This is a genomic window from Novosphingobium anseongense (assembly GCF_037482895.1).
Lineage (GTDB): Bacteria > Pseudomonadota > Alphaproteobacteria > Sphingomonadales > Sphingomonadaceae > Novosphingobium > Novosphingobium anseongense.
Genome location: NZ_JBBHJZ010000001.1, coordinates 459,357 through 485,984 on the forward strand (window position 1 = coordinate 459,357; position 26,628 = coordinate 485,984).

The window sequence follows — 26,628 nt, forward strand, 5'->3', positions numbered from 1 at the left end:
GCTCCGTCTGCCCCCTTTTTTCGTCACCCTGAACTCGTTTCAGGGTCCATTTCTCGGCTGGCTCTGCGGCGTCGGATGTGCGCAGGCGGCACCGTCGAGCTCAGGACGACAGCGCGGTGTTCGCGGCACGATGGATGCTGAAACAAGTTCAGCATGACGGGCTGGGAGGCTAAGGTTCGCGCATGACATACTATCTCCGCCCGATCGCGCTCGCCGAAAGTCCGCAGAGCGAGGAGGGCGAGACGCTGCGTCTGGCCGGCGGTCTCGCCTATGCCAGCCGCTTCGCGCTGATCGAGAGGTACGACGGCAAGATCGTCTCGCGGCGGCGGCTTTCGGCTGGCGATCTCAACGACTTGCCCGACGAAGTTCAGCCGCAGGTCGCGGCCTTGCGCCAGGCCCATGCGCCGCTGCAATGCGGGCCGCGCACGCTGCGGCTCGATCAGCCGCAGGTCGTCGGCATCCTCAACGTCACGCCCGACAGCTTCTCCGACGGCGGCCAGTTCCTCGACGATCCCGAAGTCGCCAATGCCCACGCCGCAGCGATGCTCGAGGCCGGTGCGGCGATGATCGACGTCGGCGGCGAATCCACCCGCCCCGGCGCAGCGGCCGTCTGGGAGGGTGACGAGATCAAGCGCGTGGTGCCCGCGGTCGAGCGTCTCGCGGCCGCCGGCGCCGCGATCAGTGTCGACACGCGCCGGCCTGGGGTGATGGAAGCCGCGCTGGCCGCGGGGGCGCACGTGATAAACGACGTCTCGGCCCTGCGCCACGATCCGCGCAGCCTCGAATTCGCCGCAAGCTCAGGTGCGCCGGTGATCCTGATGCACGCACCGGGGGATGGCGAGGATCTGCATGCGGGCGGCACCTACCGCGACGTCGTGCTCGACGTGTTCGACTGGCTCGCCGCGCGGCGCGATGCCGCTTTGGCCGCGGGCATCGCGCGCGCCAGGATCGTGCTCGATCCGGGCATCGGCTTCGGCAAGTCGCTCCAGGACAATCTCGCGCTGATCAACGCGCTGCCGCTGTTCCACGCGCTGGGGCACCCGCTGATGCTCGGCGCCAGCCGCAAGCGGATGGTCGGCGCGCTGTCGAACGAAGCGCCCGCGCACCAGCGGCTCGGCGGCTCGCTGACCCTGGCGCTCAAGGGGCTCGATGCGGGGGTTCAGCTCCTGCGCGTCCACGATGTCGCGGAGACGGTCCAGGCCGTCCGAGTCTGGCGCGGCCTGCGCGACGCGGCGCTCACCGACTTCGGCCAGTTGCCGCCGCTTTGAAGGTCGTCGCCTAGAAGCTCGCCCCATCGACCTTCTGCAACGCGAGCGCGTCGAGATCGATGTCGGGCACGCAGCGCAGATTGACCGCGCGGATCGCAGCGCCGTTCTGCTCGCCCTCGGCGAAAGGCTCGGTGCCGCAGGTCGGGCAGAAGCGGTGCACGATCTTGTGCTTGTTGAACAGGTAGGTCTTGAGCGCCTCCTCGCCCTGATCGAGCGTGAACTGCTCGGCCGGAACGAAGGTCAGGAGGAAGCCCTTGCGGCGGCAATGCGAGCAATTGCACGACATCGCCTGCTGGGGGGCATCGCCCTGGACGGTAAAGGTCACCGCGCCGCAGTGGCAGGATCCGCTATAGGCCATCTCGATCTCCTTCTCGTATTCAGGCGACTTCGACGCGCAGTCGCGTGATCCGCGTGGTCTTGAGCAGCCAGCGGCCGCCCTGCTTCTCATAGGTGTCGTGGTAATGACCATAGCCGGTCAGCCGCGCGAAAGGCGCGCCCGGGGGCATGAAGAATCGGTCGCTGAAGACCCAGATGCCGTTCGCGGTGGTCTCGCCGGTGATCTCGATCTCGCTCTGGTGGCCCTGGTGGACCGTGACGAGGCGCGGGCCGTCGCCGGGATCGAGATTGTCGGTCTGCCACGAATCGCGGCTACGCATGACGAGGTTCATCTGCGGCATGTGATCGGCGCCCGTGACCGGATCGGTGCAGCAGCCGTGGTAGTCGAGCACGCAGTCCTCGGCGAGGATCGAGCGGACCAGCGCGCCGTCGCCCGTGTCGACCCCACGCCAGTACCTGGCCTTGAGCTGCTTGATGTCCTCGATCGCGGCGAGCCGCTCGCTTTCCGTCATCCAGCCTCTCCGTCACCTTGCGGCGATGGTAGGGCGGGTCAGGCGGCGTTGTCGATGCCGAGTTCGCTCAGCTTGCGGTAGAGCGTCGAACGGCCGATGCCGAGACGGCGCGCGACCTCGGTCATGCGACCGCGGTAGAGGCCGATGGCGAGGCGGATCACGTCGGCCTCGATCTCTTCGAGCGGGCGCAGGTTGCCGTCGGCGGTATAGAGCATCACGCCTGAGCTTTCGGGCACCGAGGCCGAGGTGCGGATCGGCTGGCCCGAACCGAGCATGTTCGAAAGCTGCGGGAAATCTTCCGAGGTCAGCGCATCGCCGTCGCAGAACACCGCGGCGCGGAACAGTACGGCCTGGAGCTGGCGGACGTTGCCCGGCCAGTCGTAGGCAGAGAGCAGCGCCAGCGCACCGTCGGTGATGCCGAGCTGACGCAGGCCCGGCTGTTCGCCGATGCGTGCGAGGAAATGGCGGCAGAGCGTGGACATGTCGCCCGGACGCTGGCGCAGTGGCGGCAGCGAGAGCGACACGCTCGAGATCGCCTGGAGCAGTTCGGGCAGGAAATGCCCGCCCGCGACCATGTCCTTGAGCGGCAGGTTGCTCGCCGCGATCAGGCGGACGTCGACTTTGAAGCTGTAGGGCGCGCCGATCGGGCGCACGTCGCCGCGCGTCAGCGATTCGACGAGGCGTTCCTGCATCGCCAGCGGCAGCCGGTCGATCTCGTCGATCGCGAGCGTGGCGCCGTCGCACTGCTGGATCGCGCCGATCTGGCGATCGAAAGCGCCGGCGAAGGCGCCCTTCTCGTGGCCGAACAGCACCGATTCGATCGAATTGACCGGGGTGGTGCCGACGTTGACGATCCGCAGCGGCGTCTTCGCGCGCGGGCTGGCCGCGTGCATCGCGCGGATCAGCATTTCCTTGCCCGAGCCGCTCTCGCCTTCGATCAGCACGGGCGAGTGGCTGCGCGCGGCCTTGGCCGCGACGGCGAGCGCCGCGCGGAAGGTCGGTGCGGCGCCGATCATCGCCTCGAAGTCGGGATTCGAGGGCATCTTCTCGGTGAGCGGGGCGAGCTCGTCGCGCGGGGCCTCGCGCGTGGTGGCGCTGCGCAGGGCTTCCATCAGGCGTTCGGGGGCGACGGGCTTGATCAGATAGTCGGTGGCGCCGGCGCGCATCGCCTCGACCGCGAGCAGCGGCGAGGCGCTGGTCGTCAGCATGAGGATCGGCAATTGCGGGCGGCGCGACTTGAGTTCGGCGATGAGGCCGCAGGCGTCGTCGCCGGGCACCCACTGGTCGAGGATGATCGCGGCCAGCTGCATGCCCTGGCGCGTGCCGAGCGTGGCGATCGCGGTTTCCGAATCGCGGGCGATGATCGTGCGCCAGCCCTCGCGTGCGGCGAGCGCCGAGATCAACCGGCACTGAGCCGGTTCATCGTCAATCAGCATGAGCAGGCGCTGCTCGAGTTCAGCCATGGTGCTGCGCTTATCCATCCCCTGTGAGCCATCGTGGATAGCGCGATCGGGTAAAGACGGGATTAAGGCTAAGCTTTCGGCTTCCTGCGCGCGGGTGCCGCCCACGGTTAAACCGGGCCGACTAGAACGGACGGGACTTGAGCGATGACCGGAGGGACGATAGAGGCGGGGCGAACACGATTTTCCAGTTCCAAGGATCGAAGACATGGCATCGGGCAACGACATGAAGGCGGCGAACGAAACCTACGAGGGTTTCATCGGCATGGTTAAGTGGGGCTCGATCGCCGTTGCGCTCATCGTGATCCTGGTCGTCGGCCTGATCGTCTCGCACAAGTGACCCTGCGGCTCGCCGTTCCCGCCGAACGGGAAAACGGAGAGTCACGGATCGCTGCGACACCGGAAACGGTTCGCAAATTCATCGCGCTTGGCGCCAGCGTCGCGGTGGAAACCGGCGCTGGGCTGAGTGCATCCCTATCGGATGAGGATTTCCGGGCAGCCGGCGCCGAGGTGGCGCCGCTGCCCGAAGTCATGCGCGGCGCGCAGGTCGTGCTCGGCGTGCAGGCCCCCGATCCGGCGCTGCTGGCCGGCGCGGCCGCGGGCGCCTGGATCGTCGCCACGCTCGATCCGTTCGCACGGCGCGAACGGATCGATGCCTATGCCGCGGCCGGCTTCGAGGCGCTGGCGATGGAATTCATGCCGCGCATCACGCGCGCGCAGTCGATGGACGTATTGTCCTCGCAATCGAATCTCTCGGGCTACAAGGCGGTGATCGAGGCGGCCAATCTCTATGGCCGCGCCTTTCCGCTGATGATGACCGCCGCGGGCACGGTCAGCGCCGCGCGGGTCTTCGTCATGGGCGTCGGCGTCGCGGGCCTTCAGGCGATCGCCACGGCGCGGCGCCTGGGCGCGCAGGTCTCGGCCACCGACGTGCGTTCGGCAACGCGGGAGCAGATCCTCTCGCTTGGCGCCAAGCCGGTCTTCGTCGACAGCGTTGCGGGTATCGAGGGCGAGGGCGCGGGTGGTTATGCCACCGAGATGTCGCCCGAATATCAGAAGGCCCAGGCCGAACTCGTCTCGGCGCACATCGCCAAGCAGGACATCGTCATCACCACGGCGCTGATCCCCGGCCGCGCCGCGCCGCGACTGGTCAGCGACGCGCAGATCGCCTCGATGAAGCCGGGCAGCGTGGTGTTTGACCTCGCCGTGGCGCAAGGCGGCAATGTCGAAGGCGCGGTGGCCGACGAGGTGGTCGAGCGTCATGGTGTCAAGATCATGGGGTTCGCCAACACCCCGGCGCGACTGCCGGCCGACGCCTCGGCGCTCTACGCGCGCAATCTCTACAACTTCCTCTCGGCTTTCTGGGACAAGGAGGTGGGCAAGCCCGTGCTCGACGCCGAGATCGGCGATGCCGTGCGGCTGACGCGCGGTGGCAGGGTGGTGAGCGAGAGGTTGGCGGGGTGAGGGTTTATCGCTCCAGATCCTCCCCTGCAAGGGGAGGGGGACCGCCGGCGCAGCCGGTGGTGGAGGGGTGTCCCCGCCAGCGGTTACACCCCTCCGTCAGCGCTGCGCGCTGCCACCTCCCCTTGCAGGGGAGGATCTGAATGTTGCAAGGGGCGGAGAAGGCGCAAAAACAGGCTCGGGTCTTGCGCCGGGAGATGTCGCTGCCCGAAGTATTGTTGTGGCAGAGGCTCAAGTCACGCCCGAACGGACTGAAATTCCGCAAGCAGCATCCCGCAGGTCCCTTCGTGCTCGACTTCTATTGTCACGAGGCGAGGTTGATCGTCGAAGTGGACGGCGCCGCTCACGACATGGGCGATCGGCCCGAGCGCGACGAAGCCCGCGATCGGCATTTCCACGCGCTCGGTTTTCACATTCTGCGCATCCCTGCGACTGACGTTCTGCGCGATCCCGACGAGATTGCCGCTGCCATCCTAGCCTATGCTCTCGGGAACCACTGAATGACCTTTATCGCCATCCTCTCGATCTTCGTCCTCGCCTGTTTCGTCGGCTATTACGTGGTCTGGTCGGTCACGCCGGCGCTGCACACGCCGCTGATGGCGGTGACCAATGCGATCTCCTCGGTGATCGTCGTCGGCGCGCTGATCGCGGGGGCTTCGAGTGCGGGCTGGTCGAGCTGGCTGGGGCTGACCGCGATCGTGCTGGCGAGCATCAACATCTTCGGCGGTTTCGCGGTGACGGCGCGGATGCTCGCGATGTTCAAGCGGAAGGATCGCTGACTTGGAGCGTCACGGCCTGCCCGACTGGGCACTGATCGCCTACCTCGTTTCGGGGGTCTTGTTCATTCTCGCGCTACGCGGGCTGTCCTCGCCGACCACCTCGCGGCGCGGCAATCGGTTCGGCATGGCGGGGATGGCGATCGCCGTGCTGGTCACCTTGTTCACCCAGGCGCCGATCCCGCCGGGCCATTGGTGGCCGCGGCCGACGGCCGACGACCTGGTGACCCTGGTCAAGATCCTTGGTGCGATCGGCCTCGGCGCGGTCATCGGCCTCACCACCGCGCGGCGCATCCAGATGACCGCGATGCCGCAACTCGTCGCGGCGTTCCACAGCCTGGTCGGTCTGGCGGCGGTGCTGGTCGGCATAGCCGCCTATCTCGATCCCGGCGCTTTCGGCATTCTCGATGCGCCAGGCTTCATCGACCCGCTGAGCCGGGTCGAACTCGGCCTCGGCGTCGCGATCGGGGCGATCACCTTCTCGGGCTCGGTCATCGCTTTCGCCAAGCTCAACGGCAACATGAGCGGCGCGCCGATCCTGCTGCCCGCGCGCCATGTCATCAATCTCGGCACTGTCGCGGTGATCCTCGGGCTGACCGGCTATTTCACTCAGGACCAGGCGCCCTGGGTCTTCGTGACGATCACCGCGCTGTCGTTCCTGATCGGTTTCCTGCTGATCATCCCGATCGGCGGGGCCGACATGCCGGTCGTCGTGTCGATGCTCAATTCCTATTCGGGCTGGGCGGCGGCGGCGATGGGTTTCACCTTGCACAACACGGCGATGATCATCACCGGCGCGCTGGTCGGCTCGTCGGGCGCGATCCTGTCCTACATCATGTGCAAGGCGATGAACCGCAGCTTCGTTTCGGTCATCGCCGGCGGCTTCGGCACCGAGAACGGCGGCGGCGCGAAGGGCGAGCGGATCGACCGGCCGTGGAAGCGCGGCTCGGCCGAGGACGCGGCCTTCCTGCTGCGCGAGGCCGAGCAGGTTGTGATCATTCCCGGCTACGGCATGGCCGTCGCCCAGGCGCAGCACGTCCTGCGCGAGATGGCCGATCTGCTCAAGGCCGAGGGGGTGCGCGTCAAATATGCGATCCACCCGGTCGCCGGCCGCATGCCCGGCCACATGAACGTCCTGCTGGCCGAGGCCAACGTCCCCTACGACGAGGTCTTCGAACTCGAGGACATCCAGGGCGAGTTCGCCCAGACCGACGTGGCCTTCATCATCGGCGCCAACGACGTGGTGAACCCCGCGGCCAAGACCGACAAGTCGTCACCGATCTACGGTATGCCGGTCTTCGACGTCGAGAAGGCCAAGACGGTGATGTTCATCAAGCGCTCGATGTCGGGCGTGGGCTATGCCGGGGTCGACAACGAGGTGTTCTACATGGATCAGACGATGATGCTGCTCGCCGACGCCAAGAAGATGGTCGAGGACATCGTCAAGAGCCTGCAACACTGATGCGTGGCCTGCTCCTTCCGCTCGCGATCCTGCTCGCCACCGCCGGCTGCGTCGAGAAGATCGCCGAGAGCCGCGTGCGCTCGGCGCTGGTCCGCGCCGGCCTGTCCGAGCGCAATTCGGACTGCATGGCGCACCGCATGGTCGAGCGGCTGTCGATCGGCCAGCTCCGCAAGCTCGAGGTGCTGCAGGGCCAGAAGCGCTCGATCGCCGACTATGTCTATGCGGTCGAGCGGCTCAGCGATCCCGAAGTGCTCGGCGTCACGACCAGTTCCGCGGCCTTATGCGCAACGGGTCTCGTCCGCTAGCTGGACGCACTCGCCCGGCCTGGGCTAGGCCGGTTCCGACTTCATCATCGGAACAAAGGATCGGCCCCTTGCGCAAGATCGGCCTCATCGGCGGCATGAGCTGGTACTCGACCCGCACCTATTACGAGCACATCAACCGTGGCGTTCAGGCCAAGCTCGGCAAGCAGGCTTCGGCCCCGATGCTGATCGAGAGCCTCGACGGTTCCGAGCTCATCGGCCTTTCCACCGCCGAAGACTGGAAGCGCGCCAGCGCGGTCCTCGTCGATTCGGCCAAGCGCCTCGAGGCCGCAGGCGCGACCGCCATCCTCATCGGCTCCAACGCGATGCACAAGGTCTACGACGCGGTCGCGGGCGGGGTTTCGGTGCCCGTGCTGCACATCGCCGAATGCGTCGGCGAACGCATGGCCAAGGGCACGATCAGGAAGGCGGCGTTGCTGGGCACGCGCAACGTCATGGTCGAGAGCTTCTACCGGCAGAAGCTGATTTCCCGCGACATCGAGCTGCTGCCGCCCGAAATGGGTTTCGTCGATACGCTCGACCGCATCATCTACGACGAGCTGATCCTCGGCAAGGCGACGCGCCAGTCCGAGCGCGAGCTCAAGACGATCATCACCAACCTCGAAAAGGACGGCGCCGAGGCGATCGTGCTCGGCTGCACCGAACTCGAGATGGTGGTCGACGTCGACGCCAACGTCCTGCCGATCTTCGACTGCACGCGTATCCACGCCGATGCCGCGGTGGAGTGGATTTTGGGCGAGGGATAAGTCGTGACCCGCTCACCCCTTGCTTCCGACCTCGCCAAGTCGCGCGGGCGGCAGTTCTCGCTGGCCAGCGATCTCGCGCGCGGGCCGCGCAGCGATTACCAGCGCGATCGCGATCGGATCATCCATTCGATCGCCTTCCGCCGGCTGCGCTACAAGACGCAGGTGTTCATCGCCCCCGACGGCGATCACTATCGCGTGCGCCTGACGCACAGCCTCGAGGTCGCGCAGATCGCCCGCGTCATCGCGCGGTCGCTGGGGCTCGACGAGGATCTGACCGAGGCGCTGGCCCTCGCGCACGACATCGGCCATCCGCCCTTCGGCCATGCCGGCGAGGACGCGTTGCACGCGGCGCTCCACGCGCATGGCGGCTTCGATCACAACGCCCATTGCCTGCGCACCCTGGTGCGGCTCGAATCGCCCTATTGCGAGCATGACGGGCTCAACCTGACCTGGGAGACGCTCGAGGGCCTGGCCAAGCACAACGGCCCGCTCGGCGAGGTGAATTGGGCGCTCGCCGAGATCGACCAGGCCTGGCCGCTCGAGCTGACCACCTGGCCTTCGCTCGAAGCGCAGGTCGCGGCGATCTCCGACGATATCGCCTATGACAACCACGACATCGACGATGGCCTGCATGCGGGCTTCCTCGATCTCGACGAACTGCTCGCGCATCCCTTCGTTGCCGAGCGCTGGCAGGCGGTCGAGAAGCGTTATCCCACGGCGCCGCGCAACCGCCAGCTGCGCGAGCTGATCCGCTCGCAGATCGGGGTGATGGTCAACGACGTCCTCGCCGAGACGCGGCATCGCACCCAAGGCATGACCAGCGTCGCCGATGTCCGTGCCGCGGGTCGGGCCAGCGCCGCTTTCTCGCCCGAGATGGAAGAGGGTGAGCGCGCCTTCAAGCGCTTCATGTACGAAAAGCTCTACTACCACCCCGATCAGCTCGCGACCGCCGAGCGCGCGCGGGCGGTGACGGCCGAGCTCTATGCCGCCTATTCGCAGGAACCCGCGCTGATGGACGAAGAGTGGCACGCGAACCTGCCCGTCTACGAGCCGCAGCGCAGCCGCCACATCGCCGACTACATCGCCGGCATGACCGATCGCTTCGCGATCTCGTGCCACGCGCGGATCTATGGACGCACGCCCGAGGGCCTGCGCAATGTCTGAGCGGCTATCAGGATCTGGGCAATGAAGCCGATCCGTATCTGTCTCGTCGGGGCCACCGGCCTCGTCGGCTCGCGCATGATCGAAAAGGCGGTGATGCGGCCCGACCTGCGGCTTATCGGCGTCGCACGGCGCGAGGTCGCGCTGCCGCCCGGTGCGCGGATGGAAATGCTGATCGCCGATCCCGATAACTGGGGCGACGCGATCGCCGCGGCCAATGCCAAGGTTCTGGTCTGCGCGCTGGGCACGACCTTCGCCAAGGCCGATCGCGACGAAGCGACCTTCCGCGCGGTCGACCAGGACCTCGTGCTGGCCTGCGCGCGCCATGCCAAGGCGGCGGGGATCGGCCACATGATCCTGGTCTCGTCGGTCGGCGCCGATCGCGCGAGCCGCAGCTTCTATCTGCGCGTGAAGGGCGAGACCGAGGATGCTCTGGCCAAGGTCGGGCTCGCCCGGCTCGACATTCTCCGGCCGGGGCTGATTCGCGGGCCGCGCCAGGAGCGCCGGCTCGGCGAGCGGATCGCGATGCTGGCGAGCCCGCTGACCGATCTGCTGTTCCACGGTGGCTTGCGCCGCTATCGCTCGACCAGGGCCGATACCCTGGCCGAAGCGGTCTTCGCCCTGGCGCGCGAGAAGGCCGCCGGACGCTTCGTCCACGAGTACGACGCGATCCGCTATGCGATCCGGCGCGCGCGGGGATAATTCGCAGGTGCAGCAGGGGCCGCGGTTGACTCGTCGGCGCGGTCTTGCGCAGAGTCCCTCCCGTCGCTGACCGCGCGGGAGAGTTCCTGCGATTCGTGGAAACCCACGGCTCGCAGGGCGCCGAAGGAGCAACCGCCCCGGAATCTCTCAGGCAAAAGGACCGCGTGGGGTCGATAGCGATGCTCTGGAAAGTGTTCCGCCGCCGCATTTTGTGGGCGCGGTGGAGCCGCCGAAGGGGTAACCGGGTTCCGTCAGGGAACCTGGGAAAGCTCTCAGGTTTCCGTGACAGAGGGGGCACCGAACCGGTGTGCCAAGCTGTGCGGAGCTATGCCTTGTGAGCGAAGATTACGATAACGACGACCTCGATGCGGCAGAGCCCTTGGTACTTCCGCTCGATGGCTGGCACCGCGAACGCGGCGCCCGCATGGTCGAGTTCGCCGGCTACCAGATGCCCGTCCAGTACGAGGGAATCATCGCCGAACACCTGTGGACGCGCGAGAACGCCGGCCTGTTCGACGTCAGCCACATGGGCCAGCTGGGCGTCGCGGGTGCCGAGGGCGATTTGGCCTCCGCTGCGGAAGCGCTCGAGGCGCTGCTGCCGGGCGATATCTCGGCGCTGAAGCCGGGCCGGATCCGCTATTCGCTGCTGATGTCCGAGACCGGCGGCGTGCTCGATGACCTGATGGTGCTCAACACCGGGAAGGACTTCTCGGTCGTCGTCAACGGCGCGACCAAGTGGGACGACATCGGCCACCTGCGCGAGCATCTGCCCGACGAGATCGTCCTGACCTATTTCGACGAGCAGGCGCTGCTGGCGCTGCAGGGTCCGAAGGCGGCCGAAGCGCTGGGCCGGCTCGGTCTCGTGCCGATCGACGGCGGCACGCCGCTGGCCGAGCTCAAGTTCATGCAGGCCGACATCTACGACTGGCAGGGCAAGCGGCTCGGCGTCAGCCGCTCGGGCTATACCGGCGAAGACGGCTTCGAGATTTCGGTGAGCGCCGCCGACGTCGTGGAACTGGCCGATACCCTCGTGGCCCAGCCCGAGGTCAAGCCGATCGGCCTCGGCGCGCGCGATTCGCTGCGGCTAGAAGCCGGGCTGCCGCTCTACGGGCACGATCTCAACGAGGAGACCGATCCCGTCAGCGCCGATCTCGCCTTCGCGATCAGCAAGCGCCGCCGCGTCGAAGGCGGCTTCCTCGGCGCCGAGCGCGTGCTGGCGCTGCTCGCCGAGGGTGCCTCGGCCAAACGGGTCGGCCTTGCGCTCGAAGGTCGTCAGGCCGCGCGCGAGGGCGCGCAGGTCATGCAGGGCGACAGCCAAGTCGGCCAGGTCACCTCGGGCGGGTTCTCGCCGAGCCTGCAGCGTCCGATCGCCATGGCCTATGTCGACGCGGCGCTGGCCTCGCCCGGCACCGCGCTCGAGATCGACGTCCGCGGCAAGCGCCTTTCGGCGACGGTCGTGCCCCTGCCTTTCGTCCCCCACCGCTATCATCGCTGAGGAGCTTTCGATGAGCCGCTATTTCTCCAAGGATCACGAGTGGATCGCCATCGACGGCGATACTGGTACGGTCGGCATTACCGACTATGCCCAGGGCCAGCTCGGCGACATCACCTTCGTCGAACTGCCGGCCGTGGGCCAGGCGGTGAAGAAGGGGGACTCGGTATCGGTCGTCGATTCGGTCAAGGCCGCCTCGGACGTCTACACGCCCGTCAGCGGCGAAGTGACCGACGCCAACCCGGCACTCGCCGATGCCCCCGAACTGGTCAATGCCGATGCCGAGACCAGCGGCTGGCTGTTCCGCGTGAAGCTGGCCGACGCCGGTGAACTGGGCGATCTCATGGATGAGGCCGCCTACAAGGACTATGTCGACGGGCTGTAACCTCAAGATCCTCCCCCTGAGGGGGAGGGGGACCGCCCGCGCTGCGGGTGGTGGAGGGGTGTCCCGGCCAACGGTTTCACCCCTCCGTCAGTCGCTGCGCGACTGCCACCTCCCCTTGCAGGGGAGGATCGCTTAACCGCTCCTCCAAGGAACTCTCTGATGCGCTATCTCCCGCTCACCCCCGCCGATCGTATCGAGATGCTCGGCGTCATCGGTGCGGCTTCGGTCGACGACCTGTTCAGCGATGTGCCCGAGGCGGCGCGGCTTTCGGGGCCGATCGCCGGCCTGCCCGCGCACGCCAGCGAGATGGCGGTCGAGCGGCACATGAGCGCGCTGGCGGGCAAGAACCTCAGCTCCGGCGCGGCGCCGTTCTTCCTCGGGGCGGGGGCCTATCGCCACCATATCCCGGCCTCGGTCGATCACCTGATCCAGCGCGGCGAGTTCCTGACCGCCTATACGCCCTACCAGCCCGAGATCGCGCAAGGTACCTTGCAGGTCCTGTTCGAGTTCCAGACCCAGGTCGCGCGGCTGTTCGGCGTCGATGTCGCGAACGCCTCGATGTACGATGGTTCGACCGCCTGCTGGGAAGCGATCGCCATGGCCGCGCGCGTGACCCGGCGGAACAAGGCCGTGCTCTCGGGTGGGCTGCATCCGCACTACGTGGCCTGCGTCGAGACCATGGCGCGCTTCACCGGCGAGACGATCGACGCGCGCAAGCCGTTGCTCGAGGCCGCGTCCGATGACGCCGCAGTGATCGCAGCGATCGATGGCGAGACCGCCTGCGCGGTCGTGCAATATCCCGACATCCTCGGCCGCATTCCCGATCTCGCGGCAATCTCGGCGGCGACCCAGGCCGCGGGTGCGCTGCTCGTGGTCGTGGTGACCGAGCCCGTCGCACTCGGGCTGATCGAGGCACCCGGCCATCTCGGTGCCGACATCGTCGTGGGCGAGGGCCAGTCGCTCGGCGTCGGCCTGCAGTTCGGCGGGCCGTACCTTGGTCTGTTCGGCTGCCGCGAGAAGTTCGTCCGGCAGATGCCCGGCCGGCTTTGCGGCCAGACCGTCGACGCCGATGGTCGTCGCGGCTTCGTGCTGACCCTGTCGACGCGCGAGCAGCATATCCGCCGCGAGAAGGCCACCTCGAACATCTGCACCAATTCAGGGCTCTGTGCCCTAGCCTTCTCGATCCACATGAGCCTGCTCGGCGGTGAGGGCCTGGCCCAGCTGGCCGCGGTCAACCACGGCCGTGCGCAGACCCTGGCCAAGCGTCTGGCGCAGGTGCCCGGCGTGTCCGTTCTCAACGACGCCTATTTCAACGAGTTCACCGTGATCCTGCCCGGCGATGCGCGCGAGGTCGTGCGTTCGCTGGCCGACGCGGGCGTGCTCGGCGGGGTCTCGCTCGGTCGGCTCTATCCCGATGCGCAGGACCTCCACGGCGGCCTGCTCGTCACCGCCACCGAGACCACCACCGACGAAGACATCGAAGCCCTGGCCACTGCCCTGAGCGACGTTCTGGAAGGAGCAGCGGCATGAACGCGCCCAACGCCTCGGGCTGGAAGCCCGAACTCGGACCGGCCGGATCGGCGCAGCCCGCAACGTCCAGCGGTGACAAGGGTTTGCAGCTCGAAGAGCCCTTGATCTTCGAACTCGGCACCGGCGCCAACTACGGCGTCGATCTCGACGAGCCCGAAGCACCGCCACTCGCCGCGCTCGGCCGCTTCCTGCGCAAGGACAAGGCCGCGCTGCCCGGGCTGACCGAGCCCGAGGCCGTGCGTCATTACACGCGGCTGTCGCGCCAGAACTACGCGATCGACCTCGGGCCGTTTCCGCTGGGTTCGTGCACGATGAAGCACAATCCGCGGCTCAACGAGAAGATGGCGCGACTGCCCGGCTTCGCCGACCTGCACCCGCTGCAGCCGCAGCAGTCGGTGCGCGGTGCTTTCGAGGTGATGGAGCAGCTCGGCCACTGGCTGGTCGAACTGACCGGCATGGCCAGCGTCGCGCTGTCGCCCAAGGCCGGCGCGCACGGCGAGCTCTGCGGCCTGCTCTGCATCCGCGCCGCGCACGATGCGCGAGGAGAGAACCGCACGGTCATTCTCGTGCCCGACAGCGCCCACGGCACCAATCCCGCGACCGCGGCCTTCGCCGGCTACAAGGTCGAGGCGATCCCCGGCACCAAGGACGGCCGCGTCGATCTCGAGGCCTTCAAGGCGCGGCTCGGCGTGGGTGGGCCGGAAACAAGTGACGTGGCCGGCGTCATGATCACCAATCCCAACACCTGCGGCCTGTTCGAGCGCGAGATGAAGGACATCTCCGACGCGGTCCACGCTGCGGGCGGCTACGTCTATTGCGACGGCGCCAACTTCAACGCGATCGTCGGCAAGGTCCGCCCCGGCGACCTCGGCGTCGACGCCATGCACATCAACCTGCACAAGACCTTCTCGACCCCGCACGGCGGCGGCGGGCCGGGCTCGGGGCCGGTGGTGCTGTCGCAGGCGCTGGCGCCCTTCGCACCGCTGCCTTTCGTTACGCGCGATGCCGATGGCTCGGTGCGTCTCGTCGAGGAAGAGCAGGCTGCCCAGGACAGCCCGCAGGCTTTCGGCCGCATGGTCGCCTTCCACGGCCAGATGGGCATGTTCACGCGCGCGCTGACCTATATCCTGAGCCACGGCGCCGACGGTCTGCGCCAGGTCGCCGAGGACGCGGTGCTCAACGCCAACTACGTGCTACGCAGCCTCGAGGACATTCTCGACGCGCCGTTCGCTGCGAGCGGGCCGTGCATGCACGAGGCGCTGTTCAGCGACGACAACCTGCCCGACGGTTTCTCGACGCTCGACGTCGCCAAGGGGCTGATCGACGAGGGCTTCCACCCGATGACGGTCTATTTCCCGCTGGTGGTCCACGGCGCCATGCTGGTCGAGCCGACCGAGACCGAGAGCAAGCAAGGGCTCGATCGCCTGATCGGCTCGCTACGTGCGGTCGCGGAACGGGCGCTGGCAGGCGACGAGAGCCTCAAATCCGCGCCGCATTACGCGCCGCGCCGCCGGCTCGACGAGACCCAGGCGGCGCGCAAGCCGGTGCTGACCTGGCAGGGCCACGTCCAGCCACCGGCCACGCCGATCCCCAGCGAGATCGGCGGAAGCTGAGTGCTTAGTTGATCGCGTCGGAACCGGCCTTGCCGACCGACTCGATGTCGCGGCCGGCACCCTTGACGGTGTTGCAGGCCGCGGCGGTGAGGGCGATGCTTCCCACGGCGACGGCGACGATGAGCTTCCTGAGCATGACGTGATCCTTGTCCTGTGCAGATCGGCGCGCATGCCGACCGGCTCGCCGGGCTAAACGGCGATCGCGGCCGGATGTTCCGCGTTCAGGCGCGCAATTCGGGGTGGGTGTCTTCCTTGATGGCATCGCGGCGGCCGAGCCGGTGTTCGCGCCAGGCGATGACGAGCCCCGCGACGACGATCAGCGGCGCGCCGAGCCACATCATCGGCGAGGGCAGCTCGTCCCACAGGGCCCAGCCATAAAGTGTCGCCCAGATCAGCGCCGTATAGTCCATCACGATCACGCTGGTGACCGCGCCGAACCGCAGTGAGGCGGCCATGAGGAACTGCGCGACCGCGCCGATCAGGCCGATCGCCAGGAGCACCAGCCACTGTTCGCCGCTGTGCGGGCTATAGAAGAACGGCAGGGCAAGCGCGGCCAGGGGGGCGCCGAAGGCGGCAAAGTAGAAAGCCGTGGCCAGCGGCTCCTCGGTTCGGCCGAGATCGCGAATCTGATAGTTGATGATGGCGATGAAGAAGGCGGCCAGCAGTCCGAGCCCCGTGCCCAGCGCCGAGGTGACGTGGCTGCCGGGCTGGGCAATGACGAGCACCCCCAGAAATCCCAGCGCCACGGCCAGCCAGCGATAGGGACCGATGTGCTCGCGCCAGAGCAACGCGGCCATGACCACGGCGAACAGCGGGGTGGTGAAGCCGAGCACGGTCGCTTCGGCGGGCAGCAACAGGATCGCCGCGCCGAAGTTGAAGATCATGTTGGTCATGCCGAGCAGCGCACGCTTGCCGTGGCTGGCGAGGCGCTGGGTCTTGAGCCGGTGGAGACTGCCGGCCATGGCCAGGCCGCCAAGGATCAGCGGGACCGATACAGCCTGTCGCCAGAACATGATCTCGGGCAGAGCGACGCCGCTCTGGCTGGCATATTTGACCAGAACGAGGAGCGTCGCGAAGAGGAAGGCCGAAACGATACGCAGGCCGAGGGCGAGAAACGGGCGTTGGGGAAGGTCCACCTCCGCGCTTTAACCGCCGCGCCGCTTGAGGCAAGGGCGGGGGCATGGACGATTTGCGTATTGACGTTTTGTGGGCCGGAGTGGCGGCCGTGCTCCTCGCCGTGGTCGCCTGGCTGGCCGATCGCCGCCGCCGCAACCGCAGCGATCCCGACGCCGTGGGTTTCATGCCATGGACCACGCTGTTCTTCTGGGGTGCCTTCGTCGCTTTCCTGATGCTGGTGATGGCCTGGCAGCTGCAGTAGCGCAGGTTCCGCTAAACCTCTTGGTAATGCCTAGCTGGCATTCCACGTGAAGGGTCGCACCGAAACAGCGGAATTTCGGGCATGAAACTGTCGCTCAAGATCAATCCAAGATTCCCGCCGCGCGAGCCGCGCATGTCGGTTTCGATCGAGGCCAGCCTGCTGTTGCCGGGCGACACGGTCGTACCGATCGCCGTCCGCAACATCTCGGCCGAAGGCTTCATGGCCGAAAGCCCCATCGCAGTCGCTTGCGAAGGCTGGGTCGGCGTCAGCCTGCCCGGCTGCGGCATCGTGCCCGCAAGGATCCGGTGGAGCGTCGAGGGCGAACTCGGTGGCCAGTTCCGCCGGCCGCTCGACCTCGACCGGCTGGGCGTGCCGTCGGCGGACGACAAGCCGCTGTTCCAGTCGCGCGTGGTGCAGGGGCCACTCTGAATCCTGCTTGGCCGCCGCATCCTTGCACGGCGCTCTGGATTGTGATCCACCTGTTCTCATAAACTGAAGCCAGCCGAGGGGATGACGGTGGAGGGCGTCTACAATTCCATCGCGGTCGACGACCGCGTGGCGACCGCGGGACAGCCGACGGAAGCGCAGTTCCGCGCGCTCAGGGACGCCGGCTACGAGGTCGTGATCAATCTCGCGCCCGACGGCCTCGACACGTCGCTGGCCGGCGAGGACGCGCTGCTGGGTTCGCTGGGCATCGACTATCGGCATCTGCCGATCGCCTGGGCGGCGCCGGGGCTCGATCAGCTCGACGCCTTCATCACCTTGATGGAAGCGGCGCGGGGGCGGGCGACGCTGGTTCATTGTCAGGCGAACTATCGCGTCACGGCCTTCTACGGGCTCTATGCCCAGGCGCGGTTGGGCTGGACCGAGGCCCAGGCCGATGCGCTGATCGATCGGATATGGTCGGCCAATCCGGGCTACCGGATGGACGATACCTGGAAAGCCTTCATCGCGCAGGCGCGCGAGCGCCTGGCAGACGAGAGAACCTAGAGGCAGGCCTCGAGATAGGCCTGGTCGAAGCCGAACTGGCGGGCCTTTTCCAGCGTATAGGGGCGCAGGCCCGAGGCGCGGAATTCGCCGATGATCTTGCCGTCGTCGGTCTCGTCCAGATATTCGAACTTGAACAGTTCCTGGGTGACGATGACGTCGCCTTCCATGCCGATGACCTCGGTGATGTTGGTCGTGCGGCGCGAACCGTCGCGCAGGCGCTTGACCTGGACGATGAGGTCCACCGATTCGGCGATCTGGCGGCTGATGGCTTCCTTCGGGATCTTGATGTCGCCCATCAGGATCATGTTTTCCATACGGCCCAGGCATTCGCGCGGGCTGTTGGCGTGGAGCGTGCACATCGAGCCGTCGTGGCCGGTGTTCATGGCGGCGAGCAGGTCGAAGCACTCGGCGCCACGGATTTCGCCCAGGATGATGCGATCCGGGCGCATACGCAGCGCGTTCTTGACTAGGTCGCCGATGGTGATCGCGCCCTGGCCTTCGAGGTTCGGCGGACGGGTTTCGAGCGGCAGCCAGTGCGGCTGCTGCAGCCGGAGTTCGGCCGCGTCCTCGATCGTCAGCACGCGCTCGCCCGGGTCGATCATCTTCGACATGGCGTTGAGCATCGTCGTCTTGCCCGAGCCCGTACCGCCCGAGATGACGATGTTCATGCGGCAGGCGCCGGCGATCTTGAGCGCGGTCGCCATCTTGTCGCTCATCGAGCCGAAGCCCGCGAGCATGTCGATGGTGATCGGCTTCTCGGAGAACTTACGAATCGAGATGGCGGTGCCGCGCAGCGACAGCGGCGGCACGATGACGTTGACGCGGCTGCCGTCCTTGAGGCGGGCGTCGGCCAGAGGCGTGGTCTGGTCGACGCGGCGGCCGACCTGGTTGACGATGCGCTGCGCGATCTGGAACAGGTGCGCTTCGTCGCGGAAGCGGATCGGGGCGAGCTGGAGCTTGCCCTTCTTTTCGATGTAGGTCTGCTCGGGGCCGTTGACCATGATGTCCGAGACGTCGGGGTCGTTGAGCAGCTCTTCGAGCGGACCGAAGCCCAGCAGCTCGTCGATCAGCACCTTCTCGAGCGCGAACTGCTCGCGACGGTTGAAGGTGACCTTGAGCTCGGCCAGCACTTCCATGATGATCGGCCGGAACTCTTCCGACAGTTCGTCCTTGGTCAGCGTGGCGGCGGCTTCGGGATCGACGCGCTCGAGCAGGCGCGGCAGCACCTGTTCCTTGATCTTGTGGATCGAGGCCTCGAAGCCCGAATGATCATAGGTGTTCGCTTCGGCGGCCGCGTTGGCGCGGTCGCTGAGACGGCTCATGGCATCGGCATTGCGATCGTTGGAACGCGCTGCCGGCTCCTCGACGGGCAGGGGCGGGAACTGTTCGCCGCCACCGGGGGCGGTGGGCGCCGGGTTGGCGGGGCGCGCTTCCACGCCGCTCTTCATAGGCCGCGCGACACCGAAGGCCGGGCGTGCGCCCGGTCCCATGCCGCCTGCTCCATTGCGTCGCCCGAATGCGCTCATGCGTAGTCAAATCCTCTGTGCGAAAGCCGATCCATGGCTGGCATCCGCAAGCGTTCTTCATTGAATAATAAGGTTGAAGGTTTGATAACTTCCTAATGCGGGCGGGACGAATTGACCGGAGCACGGGCGATTTGCGGCGAGCGGAGCACTGTTGGCTCTGTTTACGACCACTGGGGCGGCGGATCGAATGGCACCATCCGATCCCCAAGAGCCGCGGCGGCCGCGAGGTCGTGCCGCTGCACCCGATCTGCCACCGCACGATCCACGCGACCTTCTCCAACGCCGAACTGGCGAAGGCCGGGAATATCGAGGCCCTGCGTGCCAATCCGGCGATCGCTCGGTTCCTGGCCTGGATCGCCGGGAAGCCCGTCGACTTCCACGCCCGGACGGCGGGCCGGCGATCGTAATGGATTAGCGGCAATGGGTTGATGCTTCGGTAACCAAGATATGCGACCACCGATCTCATCGCGAGAAGGGCGGAAGGAAGCGGCGACGTGCGAAAGATTGCAGTTGCTTCTTCCGGAGGGCTTCGGCCGGACGGCCCGGCGGCCTGGCCGCTCAGCGTGCTTTTCGCGGCGCTCCTGCTCGGGGTGAGCGGACGAATCCTCTACAGCACGGGCAAACCCTTCTGGTTCGACGAGACTTTCACGGGAGTCATCGCGAGCCAGCCCACGCTTTCCGGCCTGTTCGGCTGGTGCCGCGCGGAATTGACCGGTCCCGCCTTCTACGCGCCGATGTGGCTGTGGGCGAAACTGGCCGGATCGAGCGACTTCGCACTCCGCTTGCCCAGCCTCTTCCTGTCGATCGTGACGCCGCTGGCCGTGCTCTGGTGGGGGAATCGCGACGCTGCGCTGCGCTGGTGGTGGGCGGTGTTCATCCTGCTCTGGGGCCCGGTCTTCACCGTCGCGGGTGAGGCGCGGGCCTATGCCGAAATTTTCGCGCTCGGCACGGCCCAAACGGTTCTGTTCATGCGCCTCGTCGCGCAGCCGACGATCGCACGCGCCAGCGCCTGGATCGTGGTCTTCTCGTTGGTCGTGCTGTGCAACTACTGGGGCGCCATCCCGGCACTGGTCCAGGGGGTGGCCTTTCTCGTCGTGCACCGGCTGCGCGCCGTCAGGACCTGGCCCGCGTTCCTGCTCCTGGCGCCGCTGTTCGCCTGGGCCGCCTATCACCTACCATTCGTGCTGGCCTTCACCCAGGGCAGCAGCAAGGGCATCGACGGCCTGCCGCTTTCCGCGGTGCTGGAGATTCCCGCCTTCCTGCTGGGCATCAAGCTCAACGCCGTGCTGATCCTGGCGGTGGTCGCGGGATCGTCGCTGGTCAGACTGAAGCACGAGCGTTGGCGTCCGAGCCTTCCCGGCAGTCCGGAAGCGATCGCTGTCCTATGCGGCCTGACCAGCATCATGGCGATCCTAATTATCGCCTTCGTCCGTCCGGGTTTCGCGCCGCGCTACCTGACGGCCGTCATTCCTTCCTTCCTGCTCGGGCTCGCGCTGTGGGCGCGGTGGATGGCACCACGGCAGGCGAAAGCGGTGATCCTCGTTACGGCGCTCATGTTCGCGACCGCCGCCGGTATCCTCGGCGGAATCCTGCGCGATCCCGAAAGCGATCCGCGCCACAACTTCGAACTCGAACGGGCCTCGGCCTGGCTGGGCGAGCGGGCCCCTGGACATCTCGTCATGCTCTGGGACAATCCAATCGGCGAACGCTCGGACGCGGCCCGACTGGCCGAGGTCGGCGGCTTCTTCCTGCGCCGTGCGGGCCATCCGGTGTCGGTGGACGTGGCGCGCGCCGCCACTGCGGTCGATCCCAACCGCGTCGTTCTCGCGCTGACCGACGCTCGCCGGAAAAGCGCGATCCTGTGGTTCGCGAACGAAGCCGTGCCGAACAGCCGCCGGCCGCGGATCGAGCGCCATGACGCGCGTTATGAATGCCGCGATTTTGGGCGGGGCGAAGTCAACATGACGGCCTGCCGCTGGCGCCAGCCATCGCAGTGAGGCGGTAAGATAAGGGGCCGTGAAGACCGCGCACGCAAGCCGTAGACCCGGACGTGCGATTACGGCAAAATCGGTTCGTGCAGCGGAGGGGAGACGAAGATGTCCGAACGAGCCCGATATCCCGCGATCTGCGTGCTCTCCTTGGTTGCTATGGCCACTGTGCCGGCAAGTGCGGTCGAGGAGCCGATGGCCGCGCTGCCCGGCTGGATGGCCGGCTGCTGGCAGCAGGCGAGGGGCGAGGACTGGACAGAGGAATGCTGGACCATCCCGCGGGCCGGCCAGATGATGGGCAGCAGTCGCAGCGGCCGCGGGGAGCAGGTCAAGACCTGGGAGTTCATGCGGATATTGCGCGACGCGCCGAACGGTGACGCCCCCGTGGTCCGCATGGCGTTCCAAGCGGCGCCCCAGGGCCGGGACTGGACCCTGTTCGCCTGGAGCCCGTCGTCGGAGCCCGGCGTGACATTTACGAGTGCGGCGCACGACTACCCGCAGCGCATCCGCTACTGGCGCGAGGGCAGGCTGCTCAAGGCCGAGATATCGAAGCTCGACGGCAGCCATGCCCAAGGCTGGACCTACACGCCGATGACCCCGTGAAACGAAAAGGGCGCGCCGATCGCTCGGCACGCCCTTTCGGTGACTGGTGTCGGGCCTGGATCAGCCTTCGACGTGCTCCGCGAGCACGGTCAGGCCGCTGGCGCTCACTTCGGCGAAGCCGCCGGTGATGCGGATTTCTTCCGGGGCGGCGCCGTCGGTCTTGTAGACCTTGAGCGCGCCGTCGCGGATCGTCGACATGAAGGGCGCATGGCCCTCCAGCACGCCGAACTCGCCCTCGGAGCCCGGAACGACGACCATGTGGACGTCGTCCGAACGGACCAGGCGCGCCGGCGTGACGAGTTCGAAGTGGAGGGCCATCTTGCTTAGGCTTCCTCAGCCAGCTTCTTGGCCTTCTCGACCGCTTCGTCGATGCCGCCGACCATGTAGAACGCGGCTTCGGGAAGGTGATCGTACTCGCCGTCGACGACAGCCTTGAACGACTTCACGGTGTCTTCGATCTGGACGAACTTGCCCGGGATGCCGGTGAAGACCTCGGCGACGTGGAACGGCTGCGACAGGAACTTCTGGATCTTGCGCGCGCGGGCGACGGTGAGCTTATCCTCTTCCGAAAGCTCGTCCATGCCCAGAATGGCGATGATGTCCTGCAGCGACTTGTACTTCTGCAGCGTCTCCTGGACGCGACGCGAGGTGTCGTAGTGCTCCTGGCCGACGACGGCCGGGGTCAGAACGCGCGAGGTCGAGTCGAGCGGGTCGACCGCCGGGTAGATGCCCAGCTCCGAGATGGCGCGGTTCAGCGTGGTCGTCGCGTCCAAGTGGGCGAACGAAGCGGCCGGCGCCGGGTCGGTAAGGTCGTCCGCGGGAACGTAGATCGCCTGGACCGAGGTGATCGAACCCTTGTTGGTCGAGGTGATGCGCTCCTGCAGCGCGCCCATGTCGGTGGCGAGCGTCGGCTGATAGCCCACGGCCGAAGGAATACGGCCGAGCAGAGCCGACACTTCCGAACCCGCCTGGGTGAAGCGGAAGATGTTGTCGACGAAGAACAGAACGTCCTGGCCTTCCTCGTCGCGGAAGTATTCGGCCATGGTCAGACCCGACAGGGCGACGCGAGCGCGGGCGCCCGGGGGCTCGTTCATCTGGCCGAACACGAGCGCGACCTTCGAACCTTCCGAGGTGGCGTTGCCCTCGGCGTCCTTGGCGATGACGCCGGCGTCGAGGAATTCGTGGTAGAGGTCGTTACCCTCGCGGGTGCGCTCGCCGACGCCGGCGAACACCGAAACGCCGCCGTGGCCCTTGGCGATGTTGTTGATCAGTTCCTGGATGAGAACGGTCTTGCCGACGCCGGCACCGCCGAACAGGCCGATCTTACCACCGCGCGCATAAGGCGCGATCAGGTCGATGACCTTGATGCCGGTGACGAGGATCGCCGCTTCGGTCGACTGGTCGACGAATTCGGGAGCCTTGGCGTGGATCGGGGCGAACAGCTCCGAACCGACGGGGCCGCGCTCGTCGATCGGCTCGCCGATCACGTTGAGGATGCGGCCGAGCGTCTTGGGACCGACGGGCACGGTGATCTGCTTGCCGGTCGACTTCACGGCCTGGCCGCGGGTCAGGCCGTCGGTCGCGTCCATGGCGATCGTGCGGACGGTGTTCTCGCCGAGGTGCTGGGCGACCTCGAGAACGAGGCGGTTGCCGTTGTTGTCGGTTTCGAGCGCGGTCAGAATCGAAGGCAGTTCGCCTTCGAAGGTGACGTCGACGACGGCGCCGATGACCTGGCTGATCTTGCCGGCGGTGGTCTGGTTGAGCACGGGTGCGGTTGCCATTTTGGTTTCCTTGCCTTCGATCTTAGAGCGCTTCAGCGCCGGCGATGATTTCGATGAGTTCGGTGGTGATCGCGGCCTGGCGGCTGCGGTTGTACTGGATGGTCAGCGCGTTGATCAGGTCGCCGGCGTTGCGCGTGGCGTTGTCCATCGCGGTCATCGACGCACCCTGTTCGGACGCGTTGTTCTCCAGCAGGGCGCCGAACAGCTGCGTGCGCAGGTAGCGCGGCAGCAGCGCGGCGAGGATTTCCTCCTCGTCGGGCTCGTACTCGACCACGGCACCGGTGTCGGCGACGACGGCCTTCGGGGCGGGTACGGGGATGATCTGCTGTTCGGTCGGTTCCTGCGTCAGCGCGTTCTTGAACGTCGAGAAGAACAAATGGGCGACGTCGAACTTGCCCTGCTCATAGAGCGTGACCAGTTCGTCGGCGATGCGCTCGGCTTCGGCATAGCCGGGCTCGCGCACGTCGGTCGTGTCGAACATCTGCAGCACGGCCTTGGGGTAGTTGCGGCGGATGACCGCGCGACCCTTCTTGCCGACCAGGAAGAACAGCACGGTCTTGCCGGCGGCTTCGAGGTCACGCGCCTTGACCAGCGCGGCCTTGACGATGTTCGAGTTGAACGCGCCGGCCAGGCCCTTGTCCGAGTTGGCGACGACGAGCAGGTGAACCTGGTCGCTGCCGGTGCCGGCCAGAAGCTTGGGCGAGTTCTCGCTCACCGTGATCTTGCTGGCGAGGCTGGCCATGACTTCGGCGAGGCGCGACGCATAGGGGCGCGCGGCTTCGGCCGCAGCCTGGGCCTTGCGCAGCTTGGCGGCGGCGACCATCTGCTTGGCCTTGGTGATCTTCTGGGTCGACTTGACCGAGTTGATCCGCCCTTTGAGTTCCTTCAGCGAGGCCATGACGGCTCCCTAATTCGTCGTCCCGGTTTTCACCGGCCGGCTTCCACCAGGACGACGCGTTATTCCTTAGGCGAACTGCTTGCCGAACGTGTCGAGCGCAGCCTTGAGCTTGGCCTTGGGCTCGTCGCCCAGCGCCTTGCTCGTGCGGATGGCCGTCAGGACCTCGGCGTGCTCGGCACGCAGGTAGCTCAGCATTTCGGCTTCGTACTCGGTGACGCGGCTGACTTCGATGCCGTCGAGGTAGCCCTGGGTGCCGGCGAAGATCGACGCGGTCTGCTCCTCGAAGGGCAGCGGCGAGAACTGGGCCTGCTTGAGCAGCTCGGTCAGGCGCGAACCGCGGTTGAGCAGCTTCTGGGTCGAGGCGTCGAGGTCCGAACCGAACTGCGCGAAGGCCGCCATTTCGCGGTACTGCGCGAGCTCAAGCTTGATCGAGCCCGAAACCGACTTCATCGCCTTGGTCTGTGCGGCCGAGCCGACGCGCGACACCGAGAGACCGACGTTGATGGCGGGACGGATGCCCTGGTAGAACAGGCCGGTCTCGAGGAAGATCTGGCCGTCGGTGATCGAGATCACGTTGGTCGGAATGTAGGCCGAAACGTCACCCGCCTGGGTTTCGATGATCGGCAGGGCGGTCAGCGAGCCGCCGCCGTTGGCGTCGGACATCTTCGCGGCGCGCTCCAGCAGGCGGCTGTGGAGATAGAACACGTCGCCCGGGTAGGCTTCGCGGCCCGGAGGACGACGCAGCAGCAGCGACATCTGGCGGTAGGCCACGGCCTGCTTGGAAAGATCGTCATAGACGATGACGGCGTGCATGCCGTTGTCGCGGAAGTATTCGCCCATGGTCACGCCGGTGTAGGGCGCGAGGTACTGGAGCGGCGCGGGCTCCGAAGCGGTCGCGGCGATGACGATGGAATATTCCATCGCGCCGTTCTCTTCGAGCTGGCGGACGATCTGCGCGACGGTCGAGCGCTTCTGGCCGACGGCGACGTAGATGCAGTAGAGCTTCGCCTTCTCGTCGGTGCCCTTGTGGGCGTCCTTCTGGTTGATGAAGGTGTCGATCGCGACGGCGGTCTTGCCGGTCTGACGGTCACCGATGATCAGCTCGCGCTGGCCACGGCCGACGGGGACGAGGGCGTCGATGGCCTTGAGGCCGGTCTGCACGGGCTCCGAAACCGACTGGCGCGGGATGATGCCCGGGGCCTTCACTTCGACGCGCGAACGCTTCTCGGCGACGATCGGGCCCTTGCCGTCGATCGGGTTGCCGAGGCCGTCCACGACGCGGCCGAGCAGGCCCTTGCCGACGGGAACGTCGACGATCGTGCCGGTCCGCTTGACCTGGTCGCCTTCCTTGATCTCCGAGTCCGAGCCGAAGATCACGACGCCGACGTTGTCGGCTTCGAGGTTGAGGGCCATGCCCTTAACGCCGTTGGCGAATTCGACCATCTCACCGGCCTGGACGCTGTCGAGGCCGTGGATGCGGGCGATACCGTCACCGACCGAGAGCACCGAACCGACTTCCGAGACCTGGGCCTCGGTGCCGAAGTTGGCGATCTGGTCCTTGATGACCTTCGAGATTTCTGCGGCGCGGATGTCCATGTTCAGCCTTTCATCGCGTTAGCGAGGGTATTGAGACGGGTGCGGATCGAGCTGTCGATCTGGCGGCTCCCGATGCGGACGACGAGGCCGCCGAGAATCTCGGGATCGACGCTCGCCTTGATCTTCACTTCCTTGCCTTCGCGCGCCTTGAGCTTCTGCGAGAGCTGGGAAATCTGGTCGTCGCTCAGCGGGTGGGCGCTGGTCACCTCGGCGGTGACCTCGCCACGCTGGGCGGCCGCGATCGTCGCGAAGGCGCGGACGATCTCGGGCAGGGCGGACAGGCGACGGTTGGCCGCAAGCACGCCGATGAAGTTCTTGGTCAGGTCCGACAGGCCGAGCACGCCGGAAACGGCATCCATCGCCTTGGCGGTATCATCGCGGCTGATCTTCGGATTGCGAATCAGCGCGGCGAGATCGGGGCTGCCCTTGAGCGCTTCGCCAAGCTTGTCGAGATCGCTCTCGACTGCGGTAACAAAGCCCTTCTCACTGGCCAGGTCGAACAGTGCCGAGGCGTAACGCCCCTGCAAACTCGCCGTAATGCCGCCGGAATTCTCCACGCGTTTCGGTTCCCTCTTACCGGATGGGGCAGGCACGCTAAGCCATGCGAAAAATCGCCCGGCGGCCCGCAGTCGGGGCGCGCA

Annotated in this window: 31 protein-coding genes and 2 riboswitches; of the genes, 20 read left to right on the forward strand and 11 right to left on the reverse strand. The window is 66.9% G+C overall.

What is annotated here, in order from left to right:
* Positions 1-182 precede the first annotated feature (182 nt).
* Positions 183-1,268 (forward strand): dihydropteroate synthase, encoded by a 1,086-nt coding sequence (gene folP / locus WG901_RS02185; protein WP_339585379.1) that lies wholly within the window; start codon positions 183-185, stop codon positions 1,266-1,268.
* A 10-nt stretch (positions 1,269-1,278) separates the two neighbouring features.
* Here folP and WG901_RS02190 read toward each other — a convergent pair whose 3' ends face one another.
* The 3 genes from WG901_RS02190 to WG901_RS02200 are packed head-to-tail and all read right to left on the reverse strand — an operon-like array spanning position 1,279 to position 3,579.
* The gene (locus WG901_RS02190; protein ID WP_339585380.1) at positions 1,279-1,626 is read right to left on the reverse strand and encodes a GFA family protein; all 348 of its coding nucleotides are present in this window, start codon (positions 1,624-1,626) and stop codon (positions 1,279-1,281) included.
* Between the two features lie 19 nt (positions 1,627-1,645).
* Complete coding sequence (locus tag WG901_RS02195) at positions 1,646-2,116, reverse strand: nuclear transport factor 2 family protein (protein WP_339585381.1); 471 nt, start codon at positions 2,114-2,116, stop codon at positions 1,646-1,648.
* A gap of 38 nt (positions 2,117-2,154) precedes the next feature.
* The gene (locus WG901_RS02200) at positions 2,155-3,579 is read right to left on the reverse strand and encodes a sigma-54-dependent transcriptional regulator (protein ID WP_339585382.1); all 1,425 of its coding nucleotides are present in this window, start codon (positions 3,577-3,579) and stop codon (positions 2,155-2,157) included.
* Positions 3,580-3,784: 205 nt separating this feature from the next.
* Here WG901_RS02200 and WG901_RS02205 point away from each other — a divergent pair, with 205 nt between their 5' ends.
* The 13 genes from WG901_RS02205 to gcvPB all read left to right on the forward strand — a co-directional run bounded on the left by WG901_RS02205 (position 3,785) and on the right by gcvPB (position 15,227).
* Positions 3,785-3,916: an aa3-type cytochrome c oxidase subunit IV gene (locus WG901_RS02205; protein WP_339585383.1), complete on the forward strand. Its 132-nt coding sequence runs from the start codon at positions 3,785-3,787 to the stop codon at positions 3,914-3,916.
* 2 nt (positions 3,917-3,918) lie between these two features.
* Positions 3,919-5,040, forward strand: a complete 1,122-nt coding sequence (locus WG901_RS02210) for an NAD(P) transhydrogenase subunit alpha (RefSeq protein ID WP_339586628.1) — start codon at positions 3,919-3,921, stop codon at positions 5,038-5,040.
* A 140-nt stretch (positions 5,041-5,180) separates the two neighbouring features.
* Positions 5,181-5,537 (forward strand): endonuclease domain-containing protein, encoded by a 357-nt coding sequence (locus WG901_RS02215; RefSeq protein WP_417602160.1) that lies wholly within the window; start codon positions 5,181-5,183, stop codon positions 5,535-5,537.
* Positions 5,538-5,816, forward strand: coding sequence for a proton-translocating transhydrogenase family protein (locus WG901_RS02220; RefSeq protein WP_339585385.1), 279 nt, complete (start codon positions 5,538-5,540; stop codon positions 5,814-5,816).
* Between the two features lies 1 nt (position 5,817).
* Positions 5,818-7,275 (forward strand): NAD(P)(+) transhydrogenase (Re/Si-specific) subunit beta, encoded by a 1,458-nt coding sequence (locus WG901_RS02225; RefSeq protein WP_339585386.1) that lies wholly within the window; start codon positions 5,818-5,820, stop codon positions 7,273-7,275.
* Entirely contained in the window at positions 7,275-7,580 is a 306-nt protein-coding gene (locus WG901_RS02230; protein ID WP_339585387.1) for a hypothetical protein, read from the forward strand. The genes WG901_RS02225 and WG901_RS02230 overlap by 1 nt, the downstream gene beginning before the upstream one ends.
* Before the next feature lie 68 nt (positions 7,581-7,648).
* Entirely contained in the window at positions 7,649-8,344 is a 696-nt protein-coding gene (locus tag WG901_RS02235; RefSeq protein ID WP_339585388.1) for an aspartate/glutamate racemase family protein, read from the forward strand.
* A gap of 3 nt (positions 8,345-8,347) precedes the next feature.
* Positions 8,348-9,508 carry a deoxyguanosinetriphosphate triphosphohydrolase gene (locus tag WG901_RS02240; protein ID WP_339585389.1) on the forward strand — a complete coding sequence of 387 codons (1,161 nt, stop codon included), beginning with the start codon at positions 8,348-8,350 and terminating at the stop codon, positions 9,506-9,508.
* Between the two features lie 21 nt (positions 9,509-9,529).
* Positions 9,530-10,207, forward strand: a complete 678-nt coding sequence (locus tag WG901_RS02245) for an NAD(P)H-binding protein (RefSeq protein ID WP_339585390.1) — start codon at positions 9,530-9,532, stop codon at positions 10,205-10,207.
* A 65-nt stretch (positions 10,208-10,272) separates the two neighbouring features.
* Positions 10,273-10,380, forward strand: a riboswitch (glycine riboswitch).
* A gap of 1 nt (position 10,381) precedes the next feature.
* Positions 10,382-10,506: riboswitch (glycine riboswitch) on the forward strand.
* A 35-nt stretch (positions 10,507-10,541) separates the two neighbouring features.
* Entirely contained in the window at positions 10,542-11,702 is a 1,161-nt protein-coding gene (gene gcvT, locus WG901_RS02250; protein WP_339585391.1) for a glycine cleavage system aminomethyltransferase GcvT, read from the forward strand.
* Positions 11,703-11,712: 10 nt separating this feature from the next.
* On the forward strand, positions 11,713-12,084 hold the full coding sequence (gcvH, locus tag WG901_RS02255) for a glycine cleavage system protein GcvH (RefSeq protein ID WP_339585392.1): 372 nt from the start codon (positions 11,713-11,715) through the stop codon (positions 12,082-12,084).
* Between the two features lie 159 nt (positions 12,085-12,243).
* Entirely contained in the window at positions 12,244-13,614 is a 1,371-nt protein-coding gene (gene gcvPA / locus WG901_RS02260) for an aminomethyl-transferring glycine dehydrogenase subunit GcvPA (RefSeq protein WP_339585393.1), read from the forward strand.
* Positions 13,611-15,227, forward strand: coding sequence for an aminomethyl-transferring glycine dehydrogenase subunit GcvPB (gcvPB, locus tag WG901_RS02265; protein WP_339585394.1), 1,617 nt, complete (start codon positions 13,611-13,613; stop codon positions 15,225-15,227). The genes gcvPA and gcvPB overlap by 4 nt, the downstream gene beginning before the upstream one ends.
* A gap of 4 nt (positions 15,228-15,231) precedes the next feature.
* Here the strand turns inward: gcvPB and WG901_RS02270 are convergent, their stop codons facing one another.
* Both WG901_RS02270 and WG901_RS02275 read right to left on the reverse strand, forming a co-directional pair.
* Entirely contained in the window at positions 15,232-15,363 is a 132-nt protein-coding gene (locus WG901_RS02270) for an entericidin A/B family lipoprotein (protein WP_339585395.1), read from the reverse strand.
* Positions 15,364-15,448: 85 nt separating this feature from the next.
* Complete coding sequence (locus tag WG901_RS02275) at positions 15,449-16,363, reverse strand: DMT family transporter (protein ID WP_339585396.1); 915 nt, start codon at positions 16,361-16,363, stop codon at positions 15,449-15,451.
* 80 nt (positions 16,364-16,443) lie between these two features.
* On the opposite strand from WG901_RS02275, the gene WG901_RS02280 reads away from it, so the two are divergent.
* The 3 genes from WG901_RS02280 (at position 16,444) to WG901_RS02290 (ending at position 17,595) form a co-directional block, all read left to right on the forward strand.
* Positions 16,444-16,605 (forward strand): hypothetical protein, encoded by a 162-nt coding sequence (locus tag WG901_RS02280; protein ID WP_339585397.1) that lies wholly within the window; start codon positions 16,444-16,446, stop codon positions 16,603-16,605.
* An 81-nt stretch (positions 16,606-16,686) separates the two neighbouring features.
* The gene (locus WG901_RS02285; RefSeq protein WP_339585398.1) at positions 16,687-17,034 is read left to right on the forward strand and encodes a hypothetical protein; all 348 of its coding nucleotides are present in this window, start codon (positions 16,687-16,689) and stop codon (positions 17,032-17,034) included.
* Positions 17,035-17,115: 81 nt separating this feature from the next.
* Entirely contained in the window at positions 17,116-17,595 is a 480-nt protein-coding gene (locus WG901_RS02290) for a protein tyrosine phosphatase family protein (protein ID WP_339585399.1), read from the forward strand.
* Here the strand turns inward: WG901_RS02290 and WG901_RS02295 are convergent.
* Positions 17,592-19,121 (reverse strand): CpaF family protein, encoded by a 1,530-nt coding sequence (locus WG901_RS02295; RefSeq protein WP_339585400.1) that lies wholly within the window; start codon positions 19,119-19,121, stop codon positions 17,592-17,594. The genes WG901_RS02290 and WG901_RS02295 overlap by 4 nt on opposite strands.
* Before the next feature lie 95 nt (positions 19,122-19,216).
* Here WG901_RS02295 and WG901_RS02300 point away from each other — a divergent pair, with 95 nt between their 5' ends.
* The 3 genes from WG901_RS02300 to WG901_RS02310 all read left to right on the forward strand — a co-directional run bounded on the left by WG901_RS02300 (position 19,217) and on the right by WG901_RS02310 (position 21,712).
* Positions 19,217-19,528, forward strand: a complete 312-nt coding sequence (locus WG901_RS02300) for an HNH endonuclease (protein WP_339585401.1) — start codon at positions 19,217-19,219, stop codon at positions 19,526-19,528.
* A 183-nt stretch (positions 19,529-19,711) separates the two neighbouring features.
* Positions 19,712-21,118 (forward strand): hypothetical protein, encoded by a 1,407-nt coding sequence (locus WG901_RS02305; protein ID WP_339585402.1) that lies wholly within the window; start codon positions 19,712-19,714, stop codon positions 21,116-21,118.
* A 99-nt stretch (positions 21,119-21,217) separates the two neighbouring features.
* Entirely contained in the window at positions 21,218-21,712 is a 495-nt protein-coding gene (locus WG901_RS02310) for a DUF6265 family protein (protein WP_339585403.1), read from the forward strand.
* Between the two features lie 60 nt (positions 21,713-21,772).
* Here WG901_RS02310 and WG901_RS02315 read toward each other — a convergent pair whose 3' ends face one another.
* From WG901_RS02315 to WG901_RS02335, 5 genes are all read right to left on the reverse strand, one after another.
* Positions 21,773-22,030, reverse strand: a complete 258-nt coding sequence (locus tag WG901_RS02315) for an ATP synthase F1 subunit epsilon (protein ID WP_339585404.1) — start codon at positions 22,028-22,030, stop codon at positions 21,773-21,775.
* Between the two features lie 5 nt (positions 22,031-22,035).
* Positions 22,036-23,493 carry a F0F1 ATP synthase subunit beta gene (gene atpD / locus WG901_RS02320; protein ID WP_339585405.1) on the reverse strand — a complete coding sequence of 486 codons (1,458 nt, stop codon included), beginning with the start codon at positions 23,491-23,493 and terminating at the stop codon, positions 22,036-22,038.
* 22 nt (positions 23,494-23,515) lie between these two features.
* Positions 23,516-24,391, reverse strand: a complete 876-nt coding sequence (locus WG901_RS02325; RefSeq protein ID WP_339585406.1) for a F0F1 ATP synthase subunit gamma — start codon at positions 24,389-24,391, stop codon at positions 23,516-23,518.
* Between the two features lie 66 nt (positions 24,392-24,457).
* Positions 24,458-25,987, reverse strand: a complete 1,530-nt coding sequence (atpA, locus tag WG901_RS02330; protein ID WP_339585407.1) for a F0F1 ATP synthase subunit alpha — start codon at positions 25,985-25,987, stop codon at positions 24,458-24,460.
* Positions 25,988-25,989: 2 nt separating this feature from the next.
* Positions 25,990-26,544, reverse strand: a complete 555-nt coding sequence (locus WG901_RS02335) for a F0F1 ATP synthase subunit delta (protein ID WP_339585408.1) — start codon at positions 26,542-26,544, stop codon at positions 25,990-25,992.
* Between the last annotated feature and the right edge of the window lie 84 nt (positions 26,545-26,628).